The 26,561-nt window shown below is 45.3% G+C and carries 30 protein-coding genes; 12 read left to right on the plus strand and 18 right to left on the minus strand.

The genetic code is table 11. The annotated features are described in order from the left end of the window. Positions 1-33: 33 nt before the first annotated feature. Positions 34-1,443, minus strand: coding sequence for an aminotransferase class V-fold PLP-dependent enzyme (locus tag ACWPOD_RS06160; RefSeq protein WP_006741963.1), 1,410 nt, complete (start codon positions 1,441-1,443; stop codon positions 34-36). Positions 1,444-1,984: 541 nt separating this feature from the next. Here ACWPOD_RS06160 and ACWPOD_RS06165 point away from each other — a divergent pair. Then, complete coding sequence (locus ACWPOD_RS06165) at positions 1,985-2,500, plus strand: superoxide dismutase family protein (protein WP_167427761.1); 516 nt, start codon at positions 1,985-1,987, stop codon at positions 2,498-2,500. A gap of 30 nt (positions 2,501-2,530) precedes the next feature. Here ACWPOD_RS06165 and ACWPOD_RS06170 read toward each other — a convergent pair whose 3' ends face one another. The 4 genes from ACWPOD_RS06170 to ACWPOD_RS06185 all read right to left on the minus strand — a co-directional run bounded on the left by ACWPOD_RS06170 (position 2,531) and on the right by ACWPOD_RS06185 (position 6,287). Continuing rightward, positions 2,531-3,904, minus strand: a complete 1,374-nt coding sequence (locus tag ACWPOD_RS06170; protein WP_167427762.1) for a sensor histidine kinase — start codon at positions 3,902-3,904, stop codon at positions 2,531-2,533. A 116-nt stretch (positions 3,905-4,020) separates the two neighbouring features. Beyond that, the gene (locus tag ACWPOD_RS06175; protein WP_167427763.1) at positions 4,021-4,752 is read right to left on the minus strand and encodes a response regulator transcription factor; all 732 of its coding nucleotides are present in this window, start codon (positions 4,750-4,752) and stop codon (positions 4,021-4,023) included. Between the two features lie 146 nt (positions 4,753-4,898). Continuing rightward, positions 4,899-5,594: a spondin domain-containing protein gene (locus ACWPOD_RS06180; protein ID WP_456231679.1), complete on the minus strand. Its 696-nt coding sequence runs from the start codon at positions 5,592-5,594 to the stop codon at positions 4,899-4,901. 9 nt (positions 5,595-5,603) lie between these two features. Then, positions 5,604-6,287 carry a spondin domain-containing protein gene (locus tag ACWPOD_RS06185; RefSeq protein WP_456231680.1) on the minus strand — a complete coding sequence of 228 codons (684 nt, stop codon included), beginning with the start codon at positions 6,285-6,287 and terminating at the stop codon, positions 5,604-5,606. Positions 6,288-6,575: 288 nt separating this feature from the next. Between ACWPOD_RS06185 and ACWPOD_RS06190 the strand changes: the two genes are divergently transcribed. The 3 genes from ACWPOD_RS06190 to gloA2 all read left to right on the plus strand — a co-directional run bounded on the left by ACWPOD_RS06190 (position 6,576) and on the right by gloA2 (position 8,470). Beyond that, positions 6,576-7,049: a hypothetical protein gene (locus ACWPOD_RS06190; RefSeq protein ID WP_456231681.1), complete on the plus strand. Its 474-nt coding sequence runs from the start codon at positions 6,576-6,578 to the stop codon at positions 7,047-7,049. 77 nt (positions 7,050-7,126) lie between these two features. Continuing rightward, positions 7,127-8,056, plus strand: a complete 930-nt coding sequence (locus tag ACWPOD_RS06195; RefSeq protein ID WP_048625391.1) for a LysR family transcriptional regulator — start codon at positions 7,127-7,129, stop codon at positions 8,054-8,056. A gap of 30 nt (positions 8,057-8,086) precedes the next feature. Further along, positions 8,087-8,470 carry an SMU1112c/YaeR family gloxylase I-like metalloprotein gene (gene gloA2, locus ACWPOD_RS06200; protein WP_237309157.1) on the plus strand — a complete coding sequence of 128 codons (384 nt, stop codon included), beginning with the start codon at positions 8,087-8,089 and terminating at the stop codon, positions 8,468-8,470. Here the strand turns inward: gloA2 and ACWPOD_RS06205 are convergent. From ACWPOD_RS06205 to ACWPOD_RS06225, 5 genes are all read right to left on the minus strand, one after another. Further along, a complete protein-coding gene (locus ACWPOD_RS06205) occupies positions 8,450-8,815 on the minus strand; it encodes a hypothetical protein (RefSeq protein WP_104972915.1) in 366 nt (121 codons plus the stop codon). The two genes, gloA2 and ACWPOD_RS06205, sit on opposite strands and share 21 nt — an antisense overlap. Before the next feature lie 177 nt (positions 8,816-8,992). Next, positions 8,993-9,382 (minus strand): cytochrome b562, encoded by a 390-nt coding sequence (locus tag ACWPOD_RS06210; protein WP_005394852.1) that lies wholly within the window; start codon positions 9,380-9,382, stop codon positions 8,993-8,995. A gap of 155 nt (positions 9,383-9,537) precedes the next feature. After that, entirely contained in the window at positions 9,538-10,290 is a 753-nt protein-coding gene (locus tag ACWPOD_RS06215; protein WP_456231751.1) for a PHP domain-containing protein, read from the minus strand. An 83-nt stretch (positions 10,291-10,373) separates the two neighbouring features. After that, complete coding sequence (locus ACWPOD_RS06220; RefSeq protein WP_005394850.1) at positions 10,374-10,820, minus strand: SRPBCC family protein; 447 nt, start codon at positions 10,818-10,820, stop codon at positions 10,374-10,376. Between the two features lie 99 nt (positions 10,821-10,919). After that, positions 10,920-11,843: a DMT family transporter gene (locus ACWPOD_RS06225; protein ID WP_005394849.1), complete on the minus strand. Its 924-nt coding sequence runs from the start codon at positions 11,841-11,843 to the stop codon at positions 10,920-10,922. 129 nt (positions 11,844-11,972) lie between these two features. Here ACWPOD_RS06225 and ACWPOD_RS06230 point away from each other — a divergent pair, with 129 nt between their 5' ends. Both ACWPOD_RS06230 and ACWPOD_RS06235 read left to right on the plus strand, forming a co-directional pair. Next, entirely contained in the window at positions 11,973-12,863 is an 891-nt protein-coding gene (locus ACWPOD_RS06230; RefSeq protein ID WP_046875754.1) for a LysR substrate-binding domain-containing protein, read from the plus strand. A 125-nt stretch (positions 12,864-12,988) separates the two neighbouring features. Beyond that, positions 12,989-13,993, plus strand: coding sequence for a S1 family peptidase (locus ACWPOD_RS06235; protein WP_456231682.1), 1,005 nt, complete (start codon positions 12,989-12,991; stop codon positions 13,991-13,993). Positions 13,994-14,009: 16 nt separating this feature from the next. On the opposite strand, the gene fliJ is transcribed toward ACWPOD_RS06235, so the two are convergent. Genes fliJ through ACWPOD_RS06275 form a run of 8 tightly spaced genes read right to left on the minus strand, consistent with a single transcriptional unit; the run spans position 14,010 to position 22,030 of the window. Next, positions 14,010-14,450, minus strand: a complete 441-nt coding sequence (gene fliJ / locus ACWPOD_RS06240; RefSeq protein WP_005394844.1) for a flagellar export protein FliJ — start codon at positions 14,448-14,450, stop codon at positions 14,010-14,012. Positions 14,451-14,474: 24 nt separating this feature from the next. Beyond that, entirely contained in the window at positions 14,475-15,821 is a 1,347-nt protein-coding gene (gene fliI / locus ACWPOD_RS06245; RefSeq protein WP_005394843.1) for a flagellar protein export ATPase FliI, read from the minus strand. Then, positions 15,814-16,569, minus strand: a complete 756-nt coding sequence (fliH, locus tag ACWPOD_RS06250) for a flagellar assembly protein FliH (RefSeq protein WP_005394841.1) — start codon at positions 16,567-16,569, stop codon at positions 15,814-15,816. The genes fliI and fliH overlap by 8 nt, the downstream gene beginning before the upstream one ends. 4 nt (positions 16,570-16,573) lie before the next feature. After that, the gene (locus tag ACWPOD_RS06255; protein WP_005394839.1) at positions 16,574-17,587 is read right to left on the minus strand and encodes a flagellar motor switch protein FliG; all 1,014 of its coding nucleotides are present in this window, start codon (positions 17,585-17,587) and stop codon (positions 16,574-16,576) included. After that, positions 17,556-19,304 (minus strand): flagellar basal-body MS-ring/collar protein FliF, encoded by a 1,749-nt coding sequence (gene fliF, locus ACWPOD_RS06260; protein ID WP_031780427.1) that lies wholly within the window; start codon positions 19,302-19,304, stop codon positions 17,556-17,558. Before fliF ends, ACWPOD_RS06255 begins: the two co-directional genes overlap by 32 nt. Before the next feature lie 3 nt (positions 19,305-19,307). After that, the gene (gene fliE, locus ACWPOD_RS06265; RefSeq protein WP_005375045.1) at positions 19,308-19,664 is read right to left on the minus strand and encodes a flagellar hook-basal body complex protein FliE; all 357 of its coding nucleotides are present in this window, start codon (positions 19,662-19,664) and stop codon (positions 19,308-19,310) included. Between the two features lie 15 nt (positions 19,665-19,679). Further along, positions 19,680-21,011 carry a sigma-54 interaction domain-containing protein gene (locus tag ACWPOD_RS06270; protein ID WP_456231683.1) on the minus strand — a complete coding sequence of 444 codons (1,332 nt, stop codon included), beginning with the start codon at positions 21,009-21,011 and terminating at the stop codon, positions 19,680-19,682. Beyond that, positions 21,011-22,030, minus strand: coding sequence for an OmpA family protein (locus ACWPOD_RS06275; RefSeq protein WP_456231684.1), 1,020 nt, complete (start codon positions 22,028-22,030; stop codon positions 21,011-21,013). The genes ACWPOD_RS06270 and ACWPOD_RS06275 overlap by 1 nt, the downstream gene beginning before the upstream one ends. A 384-nt stretch (positions 22,031-22,414) precedes the next feature. Between ACWPOD_RS06275 and ACWPOD_RS06280 the strand changes: the two genes are divergently transcribed. The 6 genes from ACWPOD_RS06280 to flhB are packed head-to-tail and all read left to right on the plus strand — an operon-like array spanning position 22,415 to position 26,561. Further along, on the plus strand, positions 22,415-23,233 hold the full coding sequence (locus ACWPOD_RS06280; RefSeq protein WP_005398043.1) for a FliM/FliN family flagellar motor switch protein: 819 nt from the start codon (positions 22,415-22,417) through the stop codon (positions 23,231-23,233). After that, complete coding sequence (gene fliN, locus ACWPOD_RS06285) at positions 23,230-23,601, plus strand: flagellar motor switch protein FliN (RefSeq protein WP_005398044.1); 372 nt, start codon at positions 23,230-23,232, stop codon at positions 23,599-23,601. The genes ACWPOD_RS06280 and fliN overlap by 4 nt, the downstream gene beginning before the upstream one ends. A gap of 18 nt (positions 23,602-23,619) precedes the next feature. Then, positions 23,620-24,378 (plus strand): flagellar type III secretion system pore protein FliP, encoded by a 759-nt coding sequence (fliP, locus tag ACWPOD_RS06290; RefSeq protein WP_005398045.1) that lies wholly within the window; start codon positions 23,620-23,622, stop codon positions 24,376-24,378. A 13-nt stretch (positions 24,379-24,391) separates the two neighbouring features. After that, on the plus strand, positions 24,392-24,661 hold the full coding sequence (gene fliQ, locus ACWPOD_RS06295; protein WP_005375036.1) for a flagellar biosynthesis protein FliQ: 270 nt from the start codon (positions 24,392-24,394) through the stop codon (positions 24,659-24,661). Next, positions 24,661-25,437, plus strand: a complete 777-nt coding sequence (gene fliR, locus ACWPOD_RS06300) for a flagellar biosynthetic protein FliR (RefSeq protein WP_006741982.1) — start codon at positions 24,661-24,663, stop codon at positions 25,435-25,437. The genes fliQ and fliR overlap by 1 nt, the downstream gene beginning before the upstream one ends. After that, on the plus strand, positions 25,434-26,561 hold the full coding sequence (gene flhB, locus ACWPOD_RS06305) for a flagellar biosynthesis protein FlhB (protein ID WP_006741983.1): 1,128 nt from the start codon (positions 25,434-25,436) through the stop codon (positions 26,559-26,561). The genes fliR and flhB overlap by 4 nt, the downstream gene beginning before the upstream one ends.

Below are 26,561 nucleotides of genomic sequence, written 5' to 3' on the forward strand. Positions count from 1 at the left end.
CAATCATGGGCGCTTGAGTGATAAACAACGATGTTAGAACGACGAGTAATACAAATTCGTCATCGCCACCACGAGCCCTTCAACATCCTGCTCGTCATGGAACAAGTGCGTGGAGATACGGAGTGCGTAAGTATCAAAGTCATCATCTTTATGCAGCTTAAAGCTGGTTGTTCGAATGATATAGCCATATTCTTCACGCAGACGATCTCTGAATTCAGTCAATATGTCTTCATTCGTCACATCAGAGAATGGGTTAACTGTGGTTAAGCCACTCGTTAAACCTTCCACGTTTGGCGAGTACATTTGGGCTTGTGGCAAGTACTCTTGTAGTAAGGTTTTACACAAACTACCAAGACTTAGAACACGTTCCTCAATGCGGTCACGACCAATCTCATCCCACATTTTGCAGCTATCAACTAACGCTTGTTTCGCAGGATAGTTGTCGTTCCCGATGTACTGCATCTGTAACTGCTTGCCTAAGTAATCCGCATGAGAAAGTGAAGAGTTGATCAACCACAACGGGTTTTCACGATCACTCCAATACTCATTCAAGCGATTGGCGTTATCACGTACGTACAAAATACCGGTTGCGCCAGGACCACACTGCCATTTGTGACCAGAACCTGCATAGAAATCACAGTCCATATCATGGAAATCGAGGTCAAACATACCGACAGTATGCGCTCCATCTACAAGCGTAGGCACACCATATTCTTTCGCTAAAGCACAAATGGCTTTGGCTGGTAACGCCGTTCCCGTTTTATAGGTGATATGAGAGAACATGATGAGGCGAACGTTTTGATGCGCATCAAGCGCGTCGCGGAAAGCTTGGATGTAATCTTGTTCAGAAACGTCTTCAGTACCGGTAAATACTGGTAGTTGAATTTCAACAACATCGACGCCAAAACGATGTTTTGCGACGTTCATCGGTGATGTTGCAGCCATATGCTCATGGTGCGTCGTTAGAATCACATCGCCTGGTTCAAAGTGTAAGCCGTTAATGATCGAACATAGACCATCAGTAGTATTGCGGCTGAGAATGATTTCTTCTGGGTTAGCACCAAAGCCAGGCGCTACTTCTTGAACCATCTCAGAGACATAAGGCCAAGAGCCAAATTTGCCCTTCATATCCCAAGGATACTTAGCCACCAACTTGTTGTTATGCTCGTAATCTTGAAGAACTTGTCTTGGCATAGAACCCGTTGTGCCAATGTTCATGTAAGTCGTACGTTTATCCAAAACGAACTGTCGTTGCACTTTACGCCAAAAGCGCTTATCGTGTTTTCTACCTAGCCCGCGGCTGCTCCAATCAATTTTCTGTTCTCGTGCTTGAACTGCGCCCGAGAAAGCGGAAGCACTCACACCAGCAACAACAGCTCCTGTTGCGCCTTTCAGAAAATTACGGCGGCTGCTATTAGTCTGAATAGATTCCTTGTCTTTCATCTTTTTCAATCCTTGTCGGAAATTAGCCATATTATTAATTTTAAGTGCGTAACTATCTGTTACTAAAACATTATTACCCATTAAAACCAGAGTTTAATTTTTTCCTCTGCCATTAAGTGACTTTAGTTCCAATTTTTTATCTTATTTGATGATATAAGCAACAGTTTGACCACAAACCTATAAACAACCATATTCACATTAAAATATTCATTAAATTGATTATTTTTTATAGAAGACAATTCCGACAACTTCTTTATAAAACAATTATGAGCTTTGTTATAAAGTCATTAAAAATTTAACTTTGCGTTAATTTAAAAATATTCAGGCTATTTTTTGATTGACGTCTATTCTTTTTATATCTGAACAAACTCAATATGTTAAGTCTTAATAATGGAGAGCTGGTTTCTCAGATAGATACCAGTTTAAGACCATAGAGTGAGACACATCACTCTCTGACATAAACCCACCGCTCAACAGACATAAGGAAGAGAAGTTTTCACTAATATGTGCTTGAGCGTACAACCAAAAAGAAGGAAGTCCCATGTTAAAAGGATTGCTATGCATTTCAGTTGCTGCCACTCTCGTAGCCGCACCTAACGTACTTGCGCAGACTGTCGCGATGAACGATCTCAACAGCAAGAAGAGCGCTGGCACCATTGAGATTTCACAAAGTGACTATGGCGTGGTATTTATGCCTCAGTTATCAGGTTTGTCATCAGGGGTGCACGGTTTCCATGTTCACACTAATCCATCGTGCGATAGCGCGGAGAAGAATGGCAAAACCGTCCTTGGCGGTGCAGCAGGTGGTCACTATGACCCCAGCAACACAGGGAAACATGGCTACCCTTGGACCGATGACAATCATTTAGGCGACCTGCCTCCACTCTACGTGGACATGGATGGTAATGCTAATCAGCCCGTTGTCGCGCCTCGCCTAAAATTATCAGATTTAAAAGGCCGAGCATTAATGATTCATGCTGGTGGTGACAATCATTCCGACCATCCTGCTAAATTAGGCGGCGGCGGTGCGCGCGTTGTATGTGGCGTTATTAAGTAGTCATTCGATAAGCCAAATTCGCGCTTCTCCTCAGGCAGCGAGAAGTGCGAATTTTTGTTGATACTCAGTGTCCGTCTCACACGTCTCTAAGTAGCTGTGGTGCAACATTAAAATTGACTGCACTATCTTTGTACCAATTCCTAATGCGCCACCGACGGCATCTTTATCAATTCGGTTGACAAAAGTGAACAGGATTCGCGACTTATCCTCACTCAAATGCGCTTGGCAATGCACTTCCGAGCCGATTGGGCTGTGGCGCAACGCATTTTCAAGCAGGTTCAATACCAACCGCTCTAAGAGTCCTTTATCACCCACAGTTTGAATCTCGCTATCGATATCCACTTTCAACACCACTTCTTTACGAGAAAACTGGCTCTGCATCGTCTCGGCACATTCTGCCATCAACGCGCCAAGATCTATGGGGCGGTATTCGTAGTTTGGCATTGGTTCCTCTTTACGCGCGGCGTCTAATAAAGCATGCAATTGAGTTGAGAGCTTCTCACAATTTCGGAAAGCGACCTCAATCAAAGGATCGGATTCCGGATGTTGCAAACGCCACGTTTCTAGATAGCCAAGCACGCTCGATAACGGCGTTTTTAAATCATGACTGAGCTGCAACAAGCTCTGACGACGATGAGAAGACTGATACTCCAACTGTAAAAACTGCTGCTGAATGTGCTTCGCCATCATCTGATAAGAGTGCGCAATCGGCACGAGTTCCGGCACTTGGTGAGTAAAGTCAGGTTGCAGGTGAAAATCATGTTCGGCTTGCTGTTGAAGTTGCTTGGTCACGCGCTCAATCGGGTTCAATAGGCTACGTTTCACCAGCACATAAGCCCCTAGAGCAAAGCCTAAAATGGACACTAAGACCAATCCTGCCAGCGCGATGTAAGGGGTATCGACTTGCGCATTAGCAATGGCGTCATGTCGGGTACTGCCAATCACCACATAGAGATAACCGACCGTAGAGCCTAATTCCTCTATCGCCGCAACAGAAAACACTTTGTGTTCACCGCGATTACGAGGATCTTCGCCTAAGATGGGAAGCGGTTCGTTGTTTAAGAATTGCTGAATGGGGTTCAGATCCACCGAGTCCATAAGCTTTGCCCCATCTGGCGCAGCATGGGTGGTGATATTGCCTTGGCTATCGAGGAAATAGATTTCAAAATCAGGGCCGATCAGCATAAGGGTATGAAAGATCGACTTGAGCGCTTTAGGGTTGTAATCCGTACCAATCATCAGCGGATTATCATCGCGCATGTGGCTGGCTAGCTCTTTGTGCAGGCTTTGCTTAGTGCGTAACTCAATGGTTTCTTTTTGCCAATTGTAAGTCAGTGCAATCACCACCGCCGCGAGGCAGAACCACAAGCTGGTAAATACCACTAAGCGAGATTTGAAGCTCATCCTATCGCCTCCTTAAACAGCGGTGTTTTTGAAACACCCGTGATGATTGAAAAATGACGGTGAAAACAACTGCCGACTTACTGTCTTGGCTTGATGTTTTGACTTGCTTTTTTGCATTAGTGTCTTGGTTGAAACTTATACCCAACGCCCCACACGGTTTGGATGAAGTGATGATCTGAATCAGACAAAGACAATTTGCTGCGTAAACGGTTAATGGTGCTACACACCGTGTGGTGATAACCAGAGTGACTGGTGTTCCATACGTGATCGAGCAATTCATCTTTACTGTAGACTCTGCCCGGACGAGTCGCGAGAAACTGCAGCAAAGTAAACTCTGTCGCGGTAAGAGTGACATCCTTGTCGTTTAGGGATACTTGGTGCAACTCCGGAATGATTCTTAGCGGACCAAAATCCATCGCTTCGTCGAGGACTTCATTTGCTACTTTGGCCTCTGCGGTTTGACTGACTCGGCGCAGCACGTTTCGCACTCGTGCTTGGAATTCTAATACGCTAAATGGCTTAGTGATGTAGTCATCAACGCCCGCTTCTAAACCGTCAACCTTGTCCATTTCACCGTCTCTGGCTGTCAGCATGAGCACTGGATTCCAATCTTGTTGCTGACGCAAATAATGGCAGATGTCTAGGCCATCGCCGTCTGGTAAACCTCGGTCAAGGATCAATAAATCAAAGGGTTGTTGTTGGTATTGCGTTTTAGCATCGGCGACATTTGTGGCTCGCGACACTTGGTGTCCTTGAAACTTGAGATGCATCTGAACCAGTTCTGCCAAATCATCGTCATCTTCCACCAACAAGATGTTCGCGACTAAATTGATTGCCTGTTGTTCCATGGTCCTTTCCTTGCCTTCGAGTATCCTCACTTTGCAGATGACCGGAACAAATTAGAAATTCTTTCAAAAAAGGTTCCGATGACGCCATGAGGGATAAAGCGCTCGGCTACAAGCGCTTTGGAAAGGAGACGTCATCGGAGCCTGTGTTACTCGACTCGAGTGATGGTGACTTTCGCACCTGGATTCAAGAAACGATGGTTCGCAGAAAGTGCTGAGTTTGCTAATCCATCATCGTGGCTAACAACACCGGCATGGAATGCAACAACGTCACTGCTGTCATTACGAGCGGCATTGAAGCCCTCACCGCCACCTGCTGGGCCCGGAATGGTTGCGGCAAGTTCATCGTTCAGTTCCGTGCCAGAATCCCAAACGTTCATGCTCATTTCATAGCTTTCACCCACTGCGAGCGATTTGAGCGATAGCCCCGTTTCGCCAACAAAGGCATCGTTGGTATTCACGAACATAGACGCCACAGACAAGTAACCGTAACGACTTGGGTCAACCGTGATGGTGACTTCGTCCGATGCACCCGGCAACACCAATCCATTGCCCGAAATACCTTGGTAAACACTGTCATTGCTGTTCATCAACTCAATCAGCTCTGCGTTACTACCGCCTTCGGCAAGATGCTCAAGTTCAACAGATGCGGCTTGTCCAATTTCAAACAATTGGTAGTCACCATTGTGAGTGAGTACCGCAAGCGGAGACATTGGTTGATTCGCAGTCAAGTTCGCCACGTTGACGGTGTAGCGGTACGATTTCACTATGTCGTTATCATCATCGCTTGGACAACCGGCGAGCAAACCGACTGAAGCTGCTACTAGTAAGATTCTGACTTTCATACATCCCCCTTACTTCACAACGATTGTGATGGTTGCAACTGGGTTTAACCAACGATGGCTGCTGCTATCTAGGTCACTGATGCCGCCGGTTGGATCGCTATCACCAAGGTTACCCGGATGCACGTGAACTTTGTCGTTAGTTACTGTTGCTTCAACGCCTGTGCCGCCAGTACCAAAGGTAATGAAAGGTGGGTTTGGCATGCTAGACGCAAGTTCATCGTTCGCTTCTGTACCGGCATCGTAACTTCTTAGCGTTGCTCGGTATGTACCCGCTTCCGTTGGAATCTTCCAGCTATCTAGACCGACGAAACCGTCATTGGTTGGCAGCAACATCGCGCTCAGAGAAAGATATCCGTGATCGCCACTGTCCAAGGTGAAGGTGGTTGCAACACCCGGATTCAAAATACCACCAGCAGGGTTCTCAACCACCGAACCACCAGCGTTACCAATCACACTAGCAAGCCCAGAGATATCACCACCTTCTGCCATTGCTTCTAGTTCTGGAGTCGCTGCTTGACCCGTTCTGAACATTTGAAGATCAGAGCCATGCGCGGCAATAATAAGTGGCGTAAAGTAGATGCCTTTGGTTGCGTTTGTCACGGTGATTTCCAATTCCGCCGCATTCACTGATGCTGAGCCTAGAGCCATAGCGACTGAAGTCATGACGAGTCCGAGTTGGGTACGTTTTTTCATTGTGATTCCATCCTTTAATGAGGGTTGAACTACCCAAGCCCATTTGTACGGCTTTACTTCTTTGTTCGTGACTTGAGTAGGTTAAGCATTACGTTTCGAACGTTTTGCGTTCTTGCCTCTAAGAATGACGAGCAAATCTATCAGCAACTTCATCGAATTCTCATAAAATTCTCACAAGTTCTGTTCGAATTCTGTCAGCAGCACTTTTTTATTCTTAATCAGGTGTTTACACTTCGCGCTTTCCCCTCCTACAATGCGGTATTCTCTGTTTAAATCACGATTCTCACCATGATTCATAACGTTCTGTCTGCCTACTATGGCGAAATCTACGGCATCGCTTTTTTCAACCACTACTTGAGCCATTACACCCAAAGTGAACAACAAACGCTGTGGCAAACCTTGATTGAAGTGGAAGAACTCACCGCAGAAAAGCTCAAACCTGTACTGCTGACAAATGGCATGGATATAGAAAGTCGATACCAAGAGATGTTGGATAAAGGCTTGGCAGATGCAACCAAGTGGATTGGTTTACCATGGCAAGAGTTGGTGGCGACTCTTCTGAAGTGGGTAGAGCCTTATGAGGTCAAGTATCGAGAGTGGCACGAAGAAGTGAAAGCTTCACAGCAGTATTCAATCGCTGAACGAGAAGCTATCGAGTTGATTGCAGGCCACGAAACGGTCATTTATCACTGTTGGCAGCAATACCATACTGGTGAATCTGGCTTGCCTGCACTCAATGCATTTTTGGCAAAATATCGTTAAAGCGAGACGGTGACACTTGAACCTCGTGAAACCGTACCAGACAATATCGTTATTCCGCTGCGCAGAACTGAACAATTATGGTTAATCCAAAACTCATTGCCCTACTTCCTGATCTTGCTTCGTTTATCTTAGTGGTAAACGAAGGCAGTTTTACCGCTGCAGCCAAACAACTCGGCGTGACGCCATCGGCTTTAAGTAAGTTGATCACACGATTAGAGCAAGCGCTTTCGGTCAAATTGTTTGAGCGCACGACTCGTAAGTTGATCATCACTCAAGCTGGGCAAAAGGTTTACGACCAAAGCATTGCAATGGTGAATGCCGCGCAGCAAGCCGTTGAGTTATCTGCAGAAGATCATGCCGAGCCTACAGGCGCACTCACAGTGGCCGCCCCGGAAGCATTTCTTAATTCGGTGCTTCAACCGTTTGTGTTGCCATTCCTAGAGCGTTATCCAAATATTCAGCTTAAGCTGCGTGCAGCAGATGGTGAGATTGATCTTTTCCGCCAAGGTATTGATGTCGCATTTAAGCTCACCGACAAACCCGATGAAAACCTGGTACTCAAAGAGATCAGCAAGACCAACCTTGTTTTGTGTGCCTCTCCAGATTACCTCACCAAACACGGTATGCCTGAGCACCCAACCGAGCTTGAGCAACACGACTGTATTTACCTTGCCGAGAACGACAAAGACAACATTTGGTCTTTCTTTAAAGAGGAAGCATTCCACTCCATTGCAGTGAGCGGGCGTTACGCCGTCAACCATTCTCAAATGCGCTTGAACGGGGTTAAATCTGGCTTGGGAATTGGGATCTTCCATGACTTCGTGATCAAAGACGCGTTAGAGCAAGGAGAAGTGGTGGAAGTATTGCCGGATTGGATGATCAAGAGTAACTACCACGGCGCTATCGCGATGCAGTATGCACAAACCAAATACATGCCTGCTCGTCTGCGCGTGTTTATCGACTTCGTTAAGGAGCATTTAGTCTCCGAGGACGCTAACCATGCTTGAGGATACTAGCCATGTTTGAAGAGGCTAACCATGTTTAATGCCATTCATCACGTTGCGATCATTTGCAGTGATTATCCAAGGTCAAAACGCTTTTACACCGAATTGTTAGGGCTAAAAGTCATTGCTGAAAATTATCGTGAAGCCAGAGACTCGTACAAACTTGACCTTGCTCTGCATGACGGTAGCCAAGTTGAATTGTTTAGCTTTCCGGACGCACCAGAGAGACCGAGCTTTCCTGAAGCTCAGGGTTTACGCCACCTTGCTTTTCAAGTGGATGATGTCGAGCATGTTAAAGAATATTTAGAGGCGAGAGAAATTGAGGTAGAGCCCGTTCGCATCGATGAATTTACAGGCAAAGCGTTTACCTTTTTTAAAGATCCTGATGGCTTGCCGCTAGAGGTTTATCAACGCTAACTTTGGTGGGGCACGAGGAACTGGCGTTTCAAATCGTACACTTAGAGCCAAAAAAGTGTAGCTTTCAGAAATGACCAAGCTCAGTTGTGGAAGTATTGGTGTAGTTGGAAGTGAATCATGATGAAAAGTCGAAAAGTGGCTAAAAGGACAAGGTTTGCCTTTATGGCTGACGGCATTGTCACTTTCTTCGATTTGAACCAATTCAAAACCATTAAGCGTACATAGCGTCGCCCACACGCCCATGCTGTTACCATGAGCATTGATAACAGGCATCAGCGTCACTAGCACCCAACTTAGAGCACTAGCAAATAGCATGGAGCGATAAAAAGGAATTAATCTACGCATAACGGTGACTTAACAAATTTAATTCAGCGTAACTAATTCTGAGTGCTAGCTCAAAAAACAGGATCAATAAGTGGTTGCCACCTCACAGCTTTTCTTCAATAACGCAATTGACAGACACAAAAAAGCCCACCAAAACGGCAGGCTATTTTCATATTCTATTGTCAGCTTTTATCGCGATTAGCCGAACAGCTTACTCCAAATACTTGGGTTACGCTTGTCGTGGTATTCTTCACGTAGGCTATCAATTTCACGTAATTGTGCTTTCGCGTCTTGCAGGTTACCAGCGTCTAAGTCTGCCTCAATCTTGTCTAACGTTACCGTTAGTTTATTAAAGCCTTCTAAGTAGGTATCGAATTTCTCTGGTGGATAGTTGCCGCGCTTAGATTGCTCGACGATTGCTTGCAAGCTATCAATTGCAGACTTCATGGTTTCAACATCCGACGCTTCTGCCGCCTGTTTGAATTCCATCTTCATCTGCTTCATGTTTTGTTTTAAATCAACCGCTTCTGCCATTGCGTATGTTGAGCCAAACGCAATCGCACACCCTAGGACTAAAGGACGTAACATTTTCACTTCTCCATTTATAGTGCCGAATTCTGTGTCGGCTTTATTTACCCAAGTAACCCACGCCATAAAAGGCGACAAACTAGCTTAGTTGAGTATTTCCGGGTCGCAGTGTAAAGCAATCTTACGCCAGGTGCATACCTAAAATGTAATCAAGTTTATGCGTTGCGAATGTCGTCATACTCTGGAATTGGCTTACGGCCTCTCAGAGCTAAGAAAGACAAAAACTGCTGAGCGGTGTGAGTAATCACTTTTTTGCTATCGATACCCACTCTATCCATTAGCTCTCCAACCAAATCCAGATTACCAACATCATGACAGAAATGCGCATCACTTCCCGTTGTGAAGAAGACACCGAGATCTTTACCGATTTGTGCAATCTCGTGGCAACGGTCTACGCTACCCACTCGGCTATTCCCTTTTAGCGTGGTGTTATTGATTTCAATCGCAACATTATACTCTTTCGCGCACGCTAAAACGGCCTGAAAATCAAAGTCGAAATTTGGATTCCCAAGATGGCCAAGCGCATCAATACGACCGTTTTGAATCACATTAATGAGCGCTTCCGTATGAGTTTCTTTGTTTGCAGGACGAAAAACAGGTTCATGGAAACTTGCAATAACCCAATCTAGGTTACGATCGACACTCAGCGGAATATCGATGTCGCCTTCGGTATTAAGAATGTTGGATTCCACACCCCGAATGATCGCGATACCGTCTAAAAATCGAGGCAGGATTTTTTGGTTGGAGAAAAACCAGTAATGCGGCGCGCCCGGCATTGATTCCGCGTGATCAGTCGTACAGAACATATCCAAGCCGTTCTCTTTCGCCAATTTTGCATTTTCAATCAAGGTGCTGTACGCATGACCACTGGCGTACGTATGTGTATGGGTATCAACTTTAAATTCCATCATCCACTCTCTTAGGTGCGCTATCTTGCGTGCTATTGTATACCTACACGTGACGTACCGTCAGCCCAAGATGAGTATCAGACTTAAGCTTGCTCCTCACTGATGGCTTTTATTAGGGGCAACGCTTTTTCCCATCCGTGATTAAACATAGAAACAAAGTCGCTGTGCGTATGAATGGTGACATTGAGTAACAAACGATCACTATTGGTGTCGATCTGATAGATCTCTCGTGATCCAATCCACTTAGATGCTAAATCCCCATCCAATTGCTGCCTATTATCCGGATTAAAAATGGCAATGTGATGAAATTCAAGACGCTGTTGCGGTTGCACGATATCGATAGTCGCTCGCGTTCCGCCCATATCGGGATCAAAAAAAGTGATGTCTTGCCCTTCTTCCCATATCCCATCAAATTGAGACTGGGGTGAGAAAGCCTGTGCCCAGCGTTTGTATAACTCAGCATCGGTTAGCACTTCCCACACCCGTTGCGGTGTAGCTGAAATCTCAACGTAATAATTTAGCGTAAGCATTATTTCTCTCCCTGAACCTTTCTTGACGCTAGTTCATTGTCAGAAAAAATCAAACCTCACCTCTGATTTGCCTTACTTAATCCTCTATTTTCCGACAGGCTAAGAAGTTCTCGCTTGTAACCTACCACCACGATGCGCCGTAAAGCGAACCCAACATGTGTTCAGTATGGTTGCGAGCACGATTAAACTCATCCCGATAATTTGGCTTTGGCTCATTCGGTCATCGAAAAACGCACTCTGCCAAACCGCAGTGAACAGTAGGTTAGTAAAAATAAGTGGTGCAAGTTGAGAGCCGCTGCTTGCCAGTTGATACGCTTTGGAGCGGAAAACTTGGGTGTTAATGATCATCAGGGACATCACACCGAGCCACAGCATATTAGAAGAAACAGTAGATTCCATCACATTGGCTTTGAGGAAAACATCGATGTCGTTAAACAACGTTAGCGGTAACAGAAATACGGCAGCAAACCCAAACGCCCAAAAGTTGATTTCTAATGGCGACATATCAGTTTTACTCACTTTATATAGCGTAAGCTGAGAGCCGGAATTGAAGAGTCCACCAGCTAGACCGAGTAATAAATCCGAACGCCAAGTAAACTCCCCACCAACTCCCGCCAACATAACCACTCCAGTAAACGCCATTGCTAAAGCCGCCAATGTTGAAACGCGAATGTGGCCTCCCATAAACAGCTTTTCAACCAAAGGAATAAATAATGGGCCAGTGGCAAACAATACCACCCCTTCTACCAGCGTTAACGTTTGTAGTGACGCGATGAAACACAACTGTGATAAGCCGATACAGAAGGCGCGAAGCAAAATCGGTTTTAACGTCCCAGCTTTAGGAAAGGTAAGATTTTTGAAACGAAGTAAGACAAGCAAAATAAGTGCAGGAGCCAAAAAGCGTAAGAAACTAAACAGTGTGACGGAAAGTTCACCTGTCAACTGCTTTGCTAACAACCCAGTAACAGATAAGCTTAACGTAGACATCAGCATGAAAAGAATAGATTTATTTACTGCATTCATTCGATACTCCTTAATATGTGGAGTATTTTATGAGATATCACTTATTGTAAATAGCGAGTAATATTAACCATTAATGTAAGAAAAACTTACAGGTTAACTTATCTCTCATCATGTTACGGTTTCTAAAATATGCGTAAATTAGTCCCTCTAAAATCCATCTATGCATTTGTCGCTGTGGCGGAGTCTGGCAGCATGACAGAAGCAGCGCAGATATTAAGTGTGAGTCATTCGGCGGTGAGTCAGGCGATAAAATCACTGGAGACTCAGGTCAACAAACCTCTGTTTGATCGCGTAGGCAGACAAGTTCAACTTAATGCTGACGGTAAAAAATATTATCGAAAGGTTGCGCCAGCTTTAGAACAAATTGTCGATGCCACAGAAGCGCTAATCCAAGACCAAAACTTGCAACGTATTACGCTTAATATGGTGAATTCCTTGGCGCTGCATTGGTGGATTCCGCGAATGTCGAGTTTGCAGGACTTTGCTCCGCAATTAGACGTTCGTTTATCCAACCTGTCTGGCAGGTTTAATCTAGAGCAAGAAGGTATCGACGCTGCCCTCGTGCATGGAAACACCGAGGAATGGCAAGATTATTACTGTGAAAAGCTCAGTGAAGATGAACTGGTTTTGGTGTGTAGCCCTGAATTGATAGCTAAGACGAATGACTCAAATATAGCTCAACTGTTAAAGCAGTATCCCATCATTGAAGTCACTAACGAACGAAGAAAAAATGACTGGAACGTGTGGCAGAATGCGACTGGCATCCTGCGACCTAAAAGCAAAAAACCAATCACTTTTAATATGTCGATACAAGCCGTGCAGGCGACGACTCGTCGTTTAGGCTTATTGGTGACTCATCGCTTGTTTGTGAAAGATGACATCAAATATGGCCAGTTAATCGAGCTGGGTGAACCCGTAATTAATCCTCATCAACAGCTTTACTTTGTATGCCCGCCACACAAGCTAAAGCTGGAATCGTTTCACCTTCTGCGCTCGTGGTTGCAACAATCATTCAATTAAAGAAACCTTTTGTTAAGCACATTCATTGAAAAATTAGTATAAAGTTAGAAAGAGCACTTTTCATCCAAGGATGGTTTATGAAGCGGTATCAAATATGGTTAAGCGTACTCTGCCTCGCAGTACCCATGAGTGCAGTCGCTGAAAGTGAAGACGCTCATTCAGAGCAAGGCATCTCAACGGCAATCATAGGCGGCCAGCAAGCCACTCAAAATCAATTGCCCTTTTTCGCACGACTCATTCTACACAAAACTGGCGCTAATCAATTTGCCAACATCTGTGGCGGCACTATTGTTAATGACCGCTTCATTTTAACCGCCGCTCATTGTGTAGAGCCGAGTGTTTTTTCTGATGGATGGACAATCAATGATCTGCGAGTCTTAGTAAAAAACCCGACAATGAACGATGTGTTTGTTGAGGAATTCAAAGATGTTCGCTCTATCACTATTCATCCAAATTACGAGCCTAGTGATTTATGGATAAATGATATCGCCGTGCTTGAACTTACCCACCCGATCACCGACAACGTTCAATCCATTACGTTGCCGCAAGATTTTGGTGATTACAGCAGCCAATCGGTTTATCAGATATTCGGTTTAGGGCAAACCTCGACCAACGATGAAAGTGGACCAAATTATTTGCGATGGGCGGAAGTAAAACCACTCACTGATGCGCAATGTGCTTCTTTAGTGACGGGGTTTAATGCTCAAGAAAGCTTATGTGCCAATGGGTTTCCTGAGCGCAGTTATACCGGTATTTGCAGCGGTGACTCTGGTGGCCCTCTCACCTATCAAGACAATAACGGAATGTATCAACAAATCGGTATTGTGAGCTATGGTTCTTCTGTTTGTGAATCCGCTGCGATTCCGAGTGTGTTTACTGAGGTTCTAAATTACACAACATGGATTGCAGCCCAAACCAGTTCGGGAGTGAAAACGCGTTACAATTCCCTCTTAGCAAGCACAGAAGATTATCATAGTGAAGGTGATTCCGGCTTTGAGCCAGAAGATACCAACACATCTGGCTTTGAGGATAATGGCAGTAGTGGTGGCGCACTTGGCGCAGGGATGATCATGCTTGGGGGCTGGTTTGGTTGGCTAAGACGACGCAGCAAAAATTATTCGCGCTCCTAATAGCTTCGACAAGACATCATAATATCTTGCGCTTAACACGAGAGTTGATGATGTCTTCTATTATTTTTTGCTCTTTTTTCGCTTTTTCATAATTTTGCTTAGTACGCCATCGTTCGAGCACTTTTTCTAACCCTTGAACACGAGCGTGTTTGTGCTCCAGCGTTTTTTGTACAGACGCGCATTCCGCTTGCATGACGGCTTGTTCATGCTCATGGTGGCGAAGCATTTTTTGCAGCATTTGATCGACACGATTAAAGTTCATCAGTGCTGCGCTTGTCAGTGTTGGAACAGTTCTGGTTGATTGTCCCGCATGACCTTTCAATGCTGACAATTGTTCCAACTGCATTGAAAGATGGGAGTGACGTTGGCGCATGGCATCAAGTTGCTGACCCACACGATCACGTTGCTTTTCTTCCATTTGTTGCAGCTTACCCACTGCTTTTAACTTGGATTTCATCTCAACGATACCACTCCCATTTGGTTAAGCACTTTGAAAAAGCTGCGCGAGCTCGGTCAAACTGGTTGGGTAATCCACTGACTCATTGGCGGCTTGTTGTAAATACGCGCGTAAGTTTGGATACATAGCAACAGATTGATCTAATTCAGGATCTTGCCCCGGTTGATAGCCTCCTAACGGCAGCAGTTCTTTCACCTGAAGATAGTTTGAGTACATCTGGCGGAAATTATTCGCGATCGTGCTATGCGCCTCCTGTGTACAGGTACTCATACAACGGCTGATAGACGCATTAATATCAATGGCAGGATAGTGCCCTTGCTCGGCAAGTTGACGCGATAATACAACGTGCCCATCTAAGATAGCACGCGCAGAATCCACGACAGGATCTTGCTGGTCGTCCCCTTCCGCCAACACGGTATAAATTGCGGTTAGGCTACCGTGCTGATTTTCACTGTTGCCCGCACGCTCGAGGAGTTGCGGTAACACGCTGAAGACAGAGGGCGGATAACCGCGAGATGCCGGGGGCTCGCCCAACGACAGAGCGATTTCACGCTGTGCCATGGCGTATCGAGTGAGAGAGTCCATCAACAACAGAACATCTTTGCCTTGGTCTCGAAAATACTCGGAAACGCGATGACAAAGCAGTGTCGCTCTTAACCTCATCAGCGGGGATTCATCAGCAGGAGCTGCGATGATAATCGCCTTCTTGCGCGCCTCTGGGGTTAAGTTTCGTTCGATGAACTCGCGTACCTCTCGGCCTCGCTCACCAATAAGACCGACCACAATCACATCGGCTTCGGTGTTTTTGGTGATCATCCCCATTAAAACACTTTTACCGACACCACTGCCCGCCATTAAGCCAATGCGTTGCCCTTTTCCGACGGTCAAGAGTCCATTGATTGCGCGCACCCCAACGTTGAGTGGGGTATCAACAGGACGTCGCTTCAATGGGTTAATCGGTTTTGGTTCAAGTGAAACACGATCTCCCCCTTTAAGCGGTGCCCCGTCATCCAACGGCTCACCTAAACCATTCAGCACTCGCCCTAACCACTGAGCACTTAACTGCACGGTACTGTCACCGTCCAGAGGAATGACTTTCGCACCAGCAAATAAGCCACCTAAGCGCCGAATAGGCATTAGGTAAGCAATAGTGTGCTCAAAGCCCACCACTTGCGCTTCGATCATGTCGCCTTCTGCGGTTTCTACGAGACAGCGCTGCTCCAGTTTAAACCGGCACCCAACGGCTTGTAACATTAAGCCGTTTACTTTAATCAAGCGCCCTGTCACGCGAGCAACAGGGATTGAATCGAGCGAAGCCAATGCTTCGCTCAAACGCTCACTCAATAGCTCATGGCTTAAGGTATTACTCATGCTCTGATTCTACCTGCGGAATACTAACTTCATCCAAAAGGTGTTGTTTTACATTGTCCATACAGGCTTCTAAACGAGAGTCGCAACTTGCATCCGCCTCTGCATCATCGGTCACTAGTTGGCAGCCACCAATCGGAAGTTCCGTATTAGCCACCAGTTTCCAAGATTGTGGCAGATCAGCATTAATGTGAGTAATTCGTTCTAAATCCTGCGGATTTAAATGCACGGTTACGGTTTCCGCTTTGCCTGGCATGGCAGACAATGTCTCATCCACCAAGGCAAGGATCTGTTGAGGCATTAAAGTGAGCTCAGCACGAATCACTTGCTGAGCCACTTTTTGTACCAGCTCACAAATCATATGACGTTGCTGTTGCTCTTTTTCGTCTTGCCAGCGAGACAGCGCATGAAAGAGCTCGTTCACGGGTTTCGCCGCCTCTAGAAAGCTCTGTTTTCCTGACTGCTCACCAGACACAAAGCCTTTTTGGAAGCCTTCTTTTTGCCCATCTAACAGGCCTTGTTGCTTACCCTGCTCGATACCTTGACGTAAGCCTTCTTCATGCCCTTGTTGTAAACCTTGTTGAAAACCGGCTTCAAGCTGTTGTTGAATATCAACTTGCGGCTCTTGCCAACCTTGGTTATCTAGCCCGAATTCGTCTTCTATAGCCTTAGGCTGCGCCAAAGGCGGAAAACGGTGCAAACGGTATCCACTCGGCGGCAGTCGCATCGTACTTGATTTTGTCTCTACCATGACGTTACTCCACCGTTGGCTCTTCATAAAGAAGCAACTGAACTTCACCAGATTCATCCAATTCACGCACCATTTGCATGATGTCTTGACGCGCTTTTTGAACACGACTTAGCGCCACAGCCCCGCGCGCTTCCATATCGTCTTCCAGTGCTTTCACCATACGCTGAGGCATAGAGCGTTTAATGGCTTGCTGTAACGTAATTTCTGAACCTTTAAGTGCAACTGCCCACAATTCTAGTGGGATCTGCTGCACCAGCATGTCCATGGTTTCTTCACGCTGACGACCAAGAACCATAAAGTCGAACATATTCTCTTCAATGGCATTAACGACATCTTCATCATGCAACTTCAGCATTTCCATCAACGACCCGCGATCACCTTCAAAGCGGTTAATGATGTCAGCAGCTTGCTTGACACCAGATAGCGGTGTGCTTTGGCTTGCAGATACTTTTTCAATGCAGCGCTCAACGAGCTCATGCAAATCAATAGCAACTTGATGATCGATGTCTTGCAGCTGAGCAATTCGGAACAAGATTTCGTCATGGTAATCTTGTGGCAGGTGCTTCAACACCGCTGAAGAGCTATCGGCTGGCAAATACGCAAGAAAAATCGCTTGCATTTGCGGGTGCTCATTCACAATGAAACGAGCAAGCGTTTCTGCTTCCACCCACTGTAAGCGCTGCATATTGTTGCGAATTTCATCACCATACAGTGTATTCAGCAGCCCTTTTGCCAAATCATTACCCAATGCTTTACGTAGCGTATTGGACAAATATTCTTTAGAAGCTCCACGAATGCCACTGTGCTCACGAAAGTCTTCAAAGAAAGTTTGAATAACGCCGCGAGCGGAATCGCTCTTAATGCCATTCAACTTCGCCATTGCACGAGTCACCCGCTGGGTTTCATCACGGCTAAAGTGCTGTAAAACCTTCGCAGCGGCATCCTCGCCCATGCCTAATAGCACGAGCGCGGTTTGTTCTACATAACTAAGCGTCTGCTTTGATGGAACTGTGTTCATTGATGTTTACCCATTGTTTCAGTATTTCGGCTACGCGCTCTGGCTCTTCATTGGCAATAAGCTGTAGGTGTTTCAATTGAATCTCTAGTGGCGAACCGGCTGGAGGCAGCATGTCGCTGTTTACATCTAAACCGGAAGAGGCTGAGATACCTTTTTCTGATAGACGACGATCAAGCACTTCTTCATGCTCACGCTCTTCACGCGTTTGCAGGTTGTCGTAATCAGGTTCTTCTTGCGGCTCTGCAAAGTCTAACTCTGGTACTGGCTTATCAACGCCAGTGAGGTGCATGATCAATGGGCGTAGTACGAAGAAGATCATCGCTAAGCCTAACAAACCACCGATAACGTAACGTATTGGCTGCTGTACTGTAGGGTCTTGCCACCACGGCAGAGCAGGAGGCGCATCAATTTCAATTGGAGTGAAGTTGAAACTCATCAAGCTTAAGCTGTCACCTCGTGCCGCAGAAATACCGACAGCATCCATGATCATATTTGAAATCTGCTCTTTATCTGCTTCACTCCAAGCAACACCATCCGGAGAGGCTTTCGAGTTCAACAGTACCGACACGCTCATTTTCTCAATTTGACCTTGTTGGTATTGAGTACGACGAACACTACTCCCCACTGCATACTGACGGTTTACTTCAGAGCGTGCGTTGGTGTTTTGGCTATCGTTCGTTTCTACTTCTTCACCAGTTACCGGCGGTTGGTTGCTTAGAGAACCTGGTACGCCTAGCGCAATTTGGTCAACTGAGTTGTTGTGAATGGTGTGCTCGTTACGTACGACAGGTGCGTTATCCAAAATCTCTTGCGTTTCTTCAACTTGGCTAAAGTCCATATCAGCAGCGACTTGCACACGGAAGTTACTCGGACCCACAATTGGCGTAAGCATGTCTGCTGCGCGTTGAATGATCTGCTTCTCAACGTTCTTTTGATATTCAAGGTATTTTGCATTGACTTTACCTGCTTCCGCCGAAGCAACATCTGCACTGAGTAAACGGCCATATTGGTCGATAACAGATACAAATTCAGGCTTCATCGCCGTCACGCTACCAACCACTAAGTTGATGATTGCTTCAACTTGCTCAGACTTGAGGTCTTCGCCAGGTTTCAGCTCAAGCATCACTGACGCTGAAGGGTTCTCGCTGTTTTGACGAACAAATAAGGTTTGACGAGGAATAGCTAAGTGAACACGCGCATTCGCCACTGAATTCAGAGACATGATAGTGCGTACTAACTCACCTTCTAAACCATGACGGTAACGCGCCGTTTCCATAAATTGGCTTGTACCGAGAGAGCTGTCTTCTTTAAGCGAATCCAAACCTGTCGGCAGTTTGGCTTTAACACCTTTTGACGCAAGCAACATGCGAACTTTCGCAACTTCGCCTTCTGGCACAAGAACTTGGCCATTTTGCTCTTGCATACGGTAGCTCACACCTTCACTTTCTAATACCGAGACAATCTCTCCGATATCAAAACGTTCTTGTTGGCTATACAGTGGACGGAAGCTTTGTGAGGAACTCCAAAGAGCGACCACAATGATTGCCGCAACAATCGCAGCGAGTACGGCAGATAACACTAGGTTTCTCTGGCTACTCGACCAGATTTGCTTCAGCTTCGTTGTTACATCGTCCATGCTATTCGCAGTAGAAAATGTCTGTGCTGAGCCGGAGGTCATGGCTGTATTTCCGGCGACTTGGGGGGTTAGTTCTGACATGAATTACACCGGCATCTTCATAATATCTTCAAATGAGGTCACGACTTTGTTGCGCACTTGCATCAAAGCATTAAATGATAAGCTGGCTTTTTGGCTAGCGACCATCGCACCAACTAGGTCATCACTTTTTCCTGTTTCTACGGCCGTCATTTTTTGACTAGCCACTGATTGATGTTGATTCACTGTATCCAACACATTTGTCATCGCTTGTGAGAACGATAATGGTGCGTTTAGTGATTGTTGATCTAAAGGATTTGCACTCACGATAAACTCTGGCGGCTGCACTTGTGCCTGCATCGCCTGCATTTTTGACAACATAAGTTGCTCTGCCGAGACCGCATGAGTAGGTTGACTTGCCATCTATTTTTTCTCCTATTAGGCAGCCGAGCCTAGTGCCGACTGTAAATCAATACCATGTTCTCGCATGGCTGCGAGTTTGTAGCGTAGCGCTCGAGTAGAGACTCCAAGCGCGTTTGCGGTTTTCGTTCGGTTTCCACCAAACTGACGTAATTTTTCTAAAATAAATTGATATTCGGCCTGCTTCTTCGCTTCTACATGACCAAAGCTTGAAGCTGGCTCAGCGGATGGAACTGGCGCAACAAGTTCAATAGGCAGCATCAGATCATGGGCAGTAATGTAGTCACCATGACGCATGACCAATGCACGCTGAATGACATTTTCCAACTCGCGAATATTACCTGGCCAGTGATACTGACTCAGCGCACTGATCGCATCTTGGGATAGATGACAGCGACTGCTATCTTGATACTTTTCAATAAAGAATTGGCTGATCGGTAAAATGTCTTCTTTTCTTTCACGCAAAGGAGGCCAGTGCAGAGGCAAAACATCCAATCGGTAATAAAGGTCTTCACGGAATGTGCCTTTTTGAACTTCTTCACGTAAGTCTTTATTGGTTGCCGCAATAACACGAATATCAAGCTTCACCGCCTTGTGGCTGCCTACGCGTTCCACTTCACGCTCTTGAAGAACGCGTAATAACTTGGCTTGAACTGCAGGGGACATTTCACCGATTTCATCTAGCAAAATCGTCCCGCCATTCGCTTCTTCAAACTTACCGCTTTGAGAGTTAGTCGCTCCTGTGAAGGCACCTTTTACATGACCAAATAGAACCGCTTCTAGCATCGACTCTGGAATGGCGGCGCAGTTAACCGCCACAAATGGACCATCAATACGTGGAGAGTGCTCATGCACATATCGAGCCAGCACTTCTTTACCCGTTCCCGATTCGCCTGTAATTAACACACTGGCGCTGGTGCAAGCGGCACGATGCGCCAATTGCAGTACCTGCTTGCTTCGCCAAGATTCCGCAACAATGTTGGCCATTGGCTTACCTAGCGCTTCAACGCGCTTCAGTAAATTGAGCAGCTGATTCGCTTCAAATGGGCGTAATAGATAATCGGTTGCTCCCGATTTCATCGTCTCAGCCGCCAAGATTCCCTGCTCTTGATCGACAATAGCGATAACAACACCAGAGTTACGTTGCTTTTGGTGGCAAGCAACAAACTCGCGGACACACATGTCCGGTAAAGTAGAGCTCACAAGAGTGATTTCTGCTCGCTCTTCAAGTAATGCGCCTCGGCCAGTACGAGTGTGTTTTGCGGTGTAACCTGCATTTTGCAACACATCCAATACTGGTTGAGCAAGAGCTTCATTCGGCTCAACCAACAAAATTTTCATTTTCGTCATCATTGAACCTTAACTTTCGTTTGTTGATTTTGTTGTTGTACATCAGGGTGGTGTTTCACTGCCGTTCGCTCGTTATCTCTAACTAGGCGCAACGTTACACGTCGATTTTTCGCTTGGCCCTTCGTCGAACTATTGCTGGCAATTGGGTAACGAGAACCATGCGCTCTTGTTTCGAGCATCGATTTATCAATACCAAGTTCAACTAAGGCCTCGGCAACTTGCTCTGCTCTAGTACGTGATACTGAAAGGTTCGCCAAACTAGAACCAACGTTATCGGTGTGGCCATCAATTAAAATCTTGGTCACACGATCATCAACAGATACATAGCTATTTAACGCTGCGAGCGTTTCTTGCTGCTTACGACTTAGCGCCTTCTGACCAAAGTCAAAAGACAGAACAAGATTTCGTGCCTCTGAAAACGAAAGCTTAGGCAAACGCGCTCGACAGGCATTAAATGACTTGAGCGCGTTTTGAATTTGAATAGTCGGAATTACAATCTCTGACAAAGAGGAAGCATCACTTCCCTTTAGTGACAACGTCACCCAATTACCAGTAGCAATTAAATCCATGAGTTCATCAGCACCTTTGCTGAAGACAAATCGTTGGGATGGCTTAGTAAAATCAAGGGTGGCAAACTCTTTTCTATAAAGCTCACTAGACCAAGGAGCACTTTGACTTATTAGAGCAATCGTTTTCCATTTATTATTTTCATAATGTATATCGGAAATAAAATAAGTTTTATTGTTAGGTTCCGAACGGAAATAAAACTTCCCATACGACGTGCTTGAGTGCAATAAGTTGCATTCAAAGTTGTTTCCTTTATATGTCCACTTTGAAAGGTCCATGGGGATGGTCACAACCTCACCTGAATATGTCACCTTAGACACTAGCAAACTGACAAAAATAAATATTTTACAATTTATTAAACCGTTAGGGTTCATGTATATCTTACAATTCCATGACCTTATCAATTTAATTAAATATGCCACTAAGCCGTGATAACTGGCATAGCTAATCATGTTAATTACCTATTCTGAATATTGAAACTGGTTACAAAATGCTCACAAGAGCATAGCCAAACCTTTTAAATCAAGATTTAAGCTTTAAAAACAATGTCTTATGTTTTAATTATCTAAATTAGCCGTTACACCATGAAGATGGTTTTAAAAAGTTAATAACAACTAAAAACGCTTAATATTTTTATATTTTCTTATTAAGCAATTTATAAAGGAAACTAACCCTTTTTAAATTTTATTAAAAGATTAAGACTATATGCTCAAGGCAACATGTGAACTAAAGTCACAATCTTAGAGTTTGAAACTAAAAGATCATTAAAATTTCTGTGTAGACTACACGCCATTAAGTTAAAACAGTTTCGATTGTTAACGCACGGTAAAATATAAATGGAAAATAGAGTTAGCGAGCCTATTTCTGATATTCAACTACTTGATGTAGAATTATTAGGCAAACCTATTCATATCATTCGTGAAAAGCTTGAAGGCTTGATTTCAGAGTCTTGTTCCAGCCTTACGATTGAATTACAAAATTGGCTCAGTACGAGTAAAGTGGAAGCTAGCTTAACCTCTGTAGACTTGCATCGCTTTACACCAATAAAAATGGATAAAGACCAAACGTCAACCTATCAACACCAAGAGGGCGGCATGGTATTTGTTCATGGAGATGCTCACACGTTAATAAAACTGGCGGATCGGTTCTATGGTGCCAGCACTGAGCGTTCAGCAACAACACTGACAGCAAGTGACCTCCGCCTACAAGAGAGAATCAGTCGTATCATTATTGGTTGGCTTGCACCAGGTGAGATGTGGGAAATGGGTGAGTACGAAGCGCCCCGAGGGATTGGAATTAACGTGCAATTAAACATCGCGTTTGACGATCACCAAGGCTCAATTCATCTCAAACTAGATAGCCACCTTATTCAAACACTGATCGAGCAGCTTGAACTGCAGCCCGATACGGATTTGTACCAACCATTCTGTCGCTCTTTAGAGGCAACGCCTGTTCGACTGAATGTTGTTTTAAGTAAAAAGAAGATGCCGTTGAGCGACGTTGTTGGCTTACAACCTAACGATATTTTACCAATTGAGCTTCTTAATACGGTTCCAGTCAGCATTGGTAACCAATCTTTATTTACAGGTCGTATTGCTGAGCAAGACGGCCAACTTGTTTTGATCTTTAACCCTGATAAGGAACCGCAGCGATGAGCGAAGCGCCAGAAACGAATGCATTCGACGCAGAAGAATTGAACTTTGACGACTTTCAATTAGAAGACTTTGAAGCTGAAAGTACGCTCCAACAAGAACCAGCAACTGCGGAACGTGATCTTAGCTTTTTCAAAAGTATTCCCGTCACTGTCACGCTGGAAGTTGCAAGCAAAGAAATCCCACTTGGGGACTTAATGAAAGCCGGAGAAGGCACGGTTATCGAACTTGAAAAGCTCAATGGTGAGCCTTTAGACGTAAAGGTAAACGGCTCTCTAATGGGTCACGCTGAAGTCGTCGTCGTTAATGATAAGTACGGACTTCGTCTGATCGATGTACATGACTCGGCATTGAGTGGCGTTGGTCAATAATCTTAGGTAGGCATCACAATGAAAAATCTGAGCGCTTGGCACCGTTGGTTACCTCTTTTGGTACTGGTGTCACTTTTGTTTGCTTTCCCAACCATGGCGGCTGACAACGGCTTAACTATCTTGTCCGTTTCTGATGGCGACACACAGCAAGAATACAGCGTTAAATTGCAAATTCTGTTGTTGATGACGGCGCTCAGTTTTCTTCCAGCATTCATTCTGATGGCAACGAGCTTTACTCGGATTATCGTCGTCCTCGCGATTTTGCGCCAAGCCCTTGGTCTTCAACAAAGTCCTCCTAACCGCGTATTGGTTGGGATTGCTTTGGCATTGACCTTGCTGATCATGCGACCTGTTTGGAGCGATATTCATGAAAATGCATTTCAACCGTATGACAATGGTGAAATCACGCTAATACAAGCGTTCTCTGTAGCAGAGAAACCAGTGAGAGAGTTCATGCTGGCACAAACTCATCAAAGCTCTCTTGAGCAAATGCTGCGCATTGCCAATGAACCACTCGACCAAAACGTTGAAGATATTTCTTTTGCGGTTGTCTTGCCTGCGTTTGTCATCAGTGAACTAAAAACCGCCTTTCAAATTGGCTTTATGCTCTTCATCCCCTTCTTGGTTATCGACTTAGTTGTCGCCAGTGTGCTCATGGCAATGGGTATGATGATGCTATCACCTTTGATTGTTTCACTCCCTTTTAAACTGGTGGTGTTTGTACTCGTGGATGGCTGGGCAATGACGGTTGGCACGTTATCTGCCAGTTTCGGTTAAATAGGAGCATGCTATGACCCCTGAACTAACCGTAACGTTATTTTCCGATGCAGTATGGCTGATCATTTTAATGGTTGCGGTACTGGTTGTTCCTGGACTAATTGTCGGTTTGTGTATCGCCGTTTTCCAGGCCGCCACACAAATCAACGAGCAAACACTCAGCTTTTTACCACGTTTGCTCGTTACGCTATTGATGGTGATTTTTGCGGGTCATTGGATGCTCCGAAAAATCATGGAACTGTTTGATTTCTTATTCCACAACATACCAGGGATGATTGGCTAATGGCCATCACATTTGCAGAGCTCTCAGCGATACTCGGTCAACTCTGGTGGCCGTTTTTTCGTGTGGGAGCCGTATTTATTTCGATGCCCTTCTTTGGTGATGCAATCATTCCCGTTTGGATCCGTACCTTACTGGCACTTTCGATCGTCGTGATTACCGCACCATTGATGCCACCAATGCCACAAGTCGAATTATTCTCCATGACGTCTCTATTCCTTGCTTTTGAGCAAGCGATTTGGGGCGTGATGTTTGGGCTAATTTTGCACATGCTCTTTAACGTTTTCACCATGCTTGGTCAGGTCGTTTCTCTGCAAATGGGATTGGGTATGGCAATGATGAATGATCCTATCAACGGACTTTCTGTCGCCATTTTGGGCCGCATATTTCTTATATTTTCAACCTTGTTATTTCTCGCGCTAGAAGGACACTTGCTCGTCATTGATATCGTGATTCAAAGTTTTGTCGTGTGGCCGGTCGGTTCTGGCATCACATCGCTTTCTCTGCAAGGCGTTGTAAATATTTTCGGTTGGATGTTTGCCTCTGCTTTAGCACTAGCGTTGCCTGCCATTGTTTCAATGCTCTTAGCCAACATCAGTTTTGGTGTGATGAATCGCGCCGCCCCCTCACTCAACGTGTATGCGTTAGGCTTTCCAATGACGATGCTTCTTGGCCTGTTCAGCGTATTAATTTCAGTATCTGGTGTGCCGGGTCGCTACACCGCGCTTGTGCACGACACCATCAGACACTTGAGTAACTTTATGTTGGGGGGCGCATGAGCGATCAATCGTCTCAGGACAAAACTGAAAAAGCCTCGCCGCAGAAAGTAAAAAAAGCACGTCAGGAAGGACAAATTCCTCGAGCAAAAGAGTTTACTACTGCGGTGATATTTCTAGCGGTAGCGCTCTACTTTTACTCTCAGCTCAATAGCATTTGGGAAAGTATGTCAGGTATTTTTCGCTACAACATGATGCTGACGCGAGCCGACCTAGAAAACCCTAAACAGCTTGTCGAGCAATTAGGACAAAGTTTAGCGGTCATCATCGACATGTTATTACCGTTGTTTACCGTCATTATTATCGTGACCTGTGGTAGCAGCCTTGTACTAGGCGGTTGGATGTTCCGTCCGGCGAACGTGATGCCAAAGCTGAGCAAAATTAATCCTTTAAGTGGGATAAAGCGCATTTTTTCGACACGCTCAGTGGTTGAGCTCTTAAAGTCCACGTTCAAAGTAGCCGTGATCTTCGGCATCTTATATGGCTATTTAGACAACCACTTACAGCCTCTGCTAGGTATGCAAAACTTACCTTTAAGCCAAGGCTTTTCCCTGGTGATGTCTATTCTCTTTGAAGGCTTATTGTTGATGGGGTTTGCGTTGTTGTTATTTGGTGTTGTAGACATTCCCTACCAACGTTGGGAGCACCTAAAAGAGCTGCGTATGACCAAACAAGAGCTGAAGGAGGAATTCAAGAACAACGAAGGCCGCCCAGAAGTAAAGCAGCGAATCCGTCAAATTCAACAGCAGTTTGCACGCCGAAAAATCGATAAGATGGTACCAACGGCTGACGTGATCATCACTAACCCAACTCACTACGCTGTCGCTCTGAAGTACGAACCTTCACTTTCTGATGCTCCATTTGTGGTTGCAAAAGGCGTAGACGAAACTGCCATGCACATTCAACGAATCGCCCGAGAAAACAAGGTGGAGATCATCAACTCACCACCGTTGACTCGTTCGATCTATCACACCACGGCGATTGAACAAGCAATCCCAAGCCAACTGTACATTGCCGTGGCACATATTCTTACTTACGTTTTGCAATTGAAAGCCTTCCGTAAAGGTGAAGGAAAAGAGCCAACTCCTTTGCCTCATTTTTCGATTCCAAAACATTTGCAGCACTGA

It is taken from the genome of Vibrio sp. JZG120, assembly GCF_053890955.1.

What these genes read in the sequence shown, in the direction of transcription:
- ACWPOD_RS06175 (WP_167427763.1), bottom strand. Translation starts at nt 4,752, where the DNA reads ATGGAACAACAGGCAATCAATTTAGTCGCGAACATCTTGTTGGTGGAA.
- ACWPOD_RS06205 (WP_104972915.1), bottom strand. Translation starts at nt 8,815, where the DNA reads ATGCGTAGATTAATTCCTTTTTATCGCTCCATGCTATTTGCTAGTGCT.
- ACWPOD_RS06185 (WP_456231680.1), bottom strand. Translation starts at nt 6,287, where the DNA reads ATGAAAAAACGTACCCAACTCGGACTCGTCATGACTTCAGTCGCTATG.
- ACWPOD_RS06165 (WP_167427761.1), top strand. Translation starts at nt 1,985, where the DNA reads ATGTTAAAAGGATTGCTATGCATTTCAGTTGCTGCCACTCTCGTAGCC.
- ACWPOD_RS06180 (WP_456231679.1), bottom strand. Translation starts at nt 5,594, where the DNA reads ATGAAAGTCAGAATCTTACTAGTAGCAGCTTCAGTCGGTTTGCTCGCC.
- ACWPOD_RS06255 (WP_005394839.1), bottom strand. Translation starts at nt 17,587, where the DNA reads ATGAACACAGTTCCATCAAAGCAGACGCTTAGTTATGTAGAACAAACC.
- ACWPOD_RS06275 (WP_456231684.1), bottom strand. Translation starts at nt 22,030, where the DNA reads ATGATTAGCTATGCCAGTTATCACGGCTTAGTGGCATATTTAATTAAA.
- fliN (WP_005398044.1), top strand. Translation starts at nt 23,230, where the DNA reads ATGAGCGAAGCGCCAGAAACGAATGCATTCGACGCAGAAGAATTGAAC.
- fliR (WP_006741982.1), top strand. Translation starts at nt 24,661, where the DNA reads ATGGCCATCACATTTGCAGAGCTCTCAGCGATACTCGGTCAACTCTGG.
- fliF (WP_031780427.1), bottom strand. Translation starts at nt 19,304, where the DNA reads ATGTCAGAACTAACCCCCCAAGTCGCCGGAAATACAGCCATGACCTCC.
- flhB (WP_006741983.1), top strand. Translation starts at nt 25,434, where the DNA reads ATGAGCGATCAATCGTCTCAGGACAAAACTGAAAAAGCCTCGCCGCAG.
- fliP (WP_005398045.1), top strand. Translation starts at nt 23,620, where the DNA reads ATGAAAAATCTGAGCGCTTGGCACCGTTGGTTACCTCTTTTGGTACTG.
- ACWPOD_RS06230 (WP_046875754.1), top strand. Translation starts at nt 11,973, where the DNA reads ATGCGTAAATTAGTCCCTCTAAAATCCATCTATGCATTTGTCGCTGTG.
- fliE (WP_005375045.1), bottom strand. Translation starts at nt 19,664, where the DNA reads ATGGCAAGTCAACCTACTCATGCGGTCTCGGCAGAGCAACTTATGTTG.
- ACWPOD_RS06170 (WP_167427762.1), bottom strand. Translation starts at nt 3,904, where the DNA reads ATGAGCTTCAAATCTCGCTTAGTGGTATTTACCAGCTTGTGGTTCTGC.
- ACWPOD_RS06215 (WP_456231751.1), bottom strand. Translation starts at nt 10,290, where the DNA reads ATGGAATTTAAAGTTGATACCCATACACATACGTACGCCAGTGGTCAT.
- fliI (WP_005394843.1), bottom strand. Translation starts at nt 15,821, where the DNA reads ATGAGTAATACCTTAAGCCATGAGCTATTGAGTGAGCGTTTGAGCGAA.
- fliJ (WP_005394844.1), bottom strand. Translation starts at nt 14,450, where the DNA reads ATGAAATCCAAGTTAAAAGCAGTGGGTAAGCTGCAACAAATGGAAGAA.
- ACWPOD_RS06225 (WP_005394849.1), bottom strand. Translation starts at nt 11,843, where the DNA reads ATGAATGCAGTAAATAAATCTATTCTTTTCATGCTGATGTCTACGTTA.
- ACWPOD_RS06270 (WP_456231683.1), bottom strand. Translation starts at nt 21,011, where the DNA reads ATGACGAAAATGAAAATTTTGTTGGTTGAGCCGAATGAAGCTCTTGCT.
- fliH (WP_005394841.1), bottom strand. Translation starts at nt 16,569, where the DNA reads ATGGTAGAGACAAAATCAAGTACGATGCGACTGCCGCCGAGTGGATAC.
- ACWPOD_RS06220 (WP_005394850.1), bottom strand. Translation starts at nt 10,820, where the DNA reads ATGCTTACGCTAAATTATTACGTTGAGATTTCAGCTACACCGCAACGG.
- fliQ (WP_005375036.1), top strand. Translation starts at nt 24,392, where the DNA reads ATGACCCCTGAACTAACCGTAACGTTATTTTCCGATGCAGTATGGCTG.
- ACWPOD_RS06235 (WP_456231682.1), top strand. Translation starts at nt 12,989, where the DNA reads ATGAGTGCAGTCGCTGAAAGTGAAGACGCTCATTCAGAGCAAGGCATC.
- ACWPOD_RS06210 (WP_005394852.1), bottom strand. Translation starts at nt 9,382, where the DNA reads ATGTTACGTCCTTTAGTCCTAGGGTGTGCGATTGCGTTTGGCTCAACA.
- ACWPOD_RS06280 (WP_005398043.1), top strand. Translation starts at nt 22,415, where the DNA reads ATGGAAAATAGAGTTAGCGAGCCTATTTCTGATATTCAACTACTTGAT.
- ACWPOD_RS06160 (WP_006741963.1), bottom strand. Translation starts at nt 1,443, where the DNA reads ATGAAAGACAAGGAATCTATTCAGACTAATAGCAGCCGCCGTAATTTT.
- ACWPOD_RS06195 (WP_048625391.1), top strand. Translation starts at nt 7,127, where the DNA reads ATGGTTAATCCAAAACTCATTGCCCTACTTCCTGATCTTGCTTCGTTT.
- ACWPOD_RS06190 (WP_456231681.1), top strand. Translation starts at nt 6,576, where the DNA reads ATGATTCATAACGTTCTGTCTGCCTACTATGGCGAAATCTACGGCATC.
- gloA2 (WP_237309157.1), top strand. Translation starts at nt 8,087, where the DNA reads ATGTTTAATGCCATTCATCACGTTGCGATCATTTGCAGTGATTATCCA.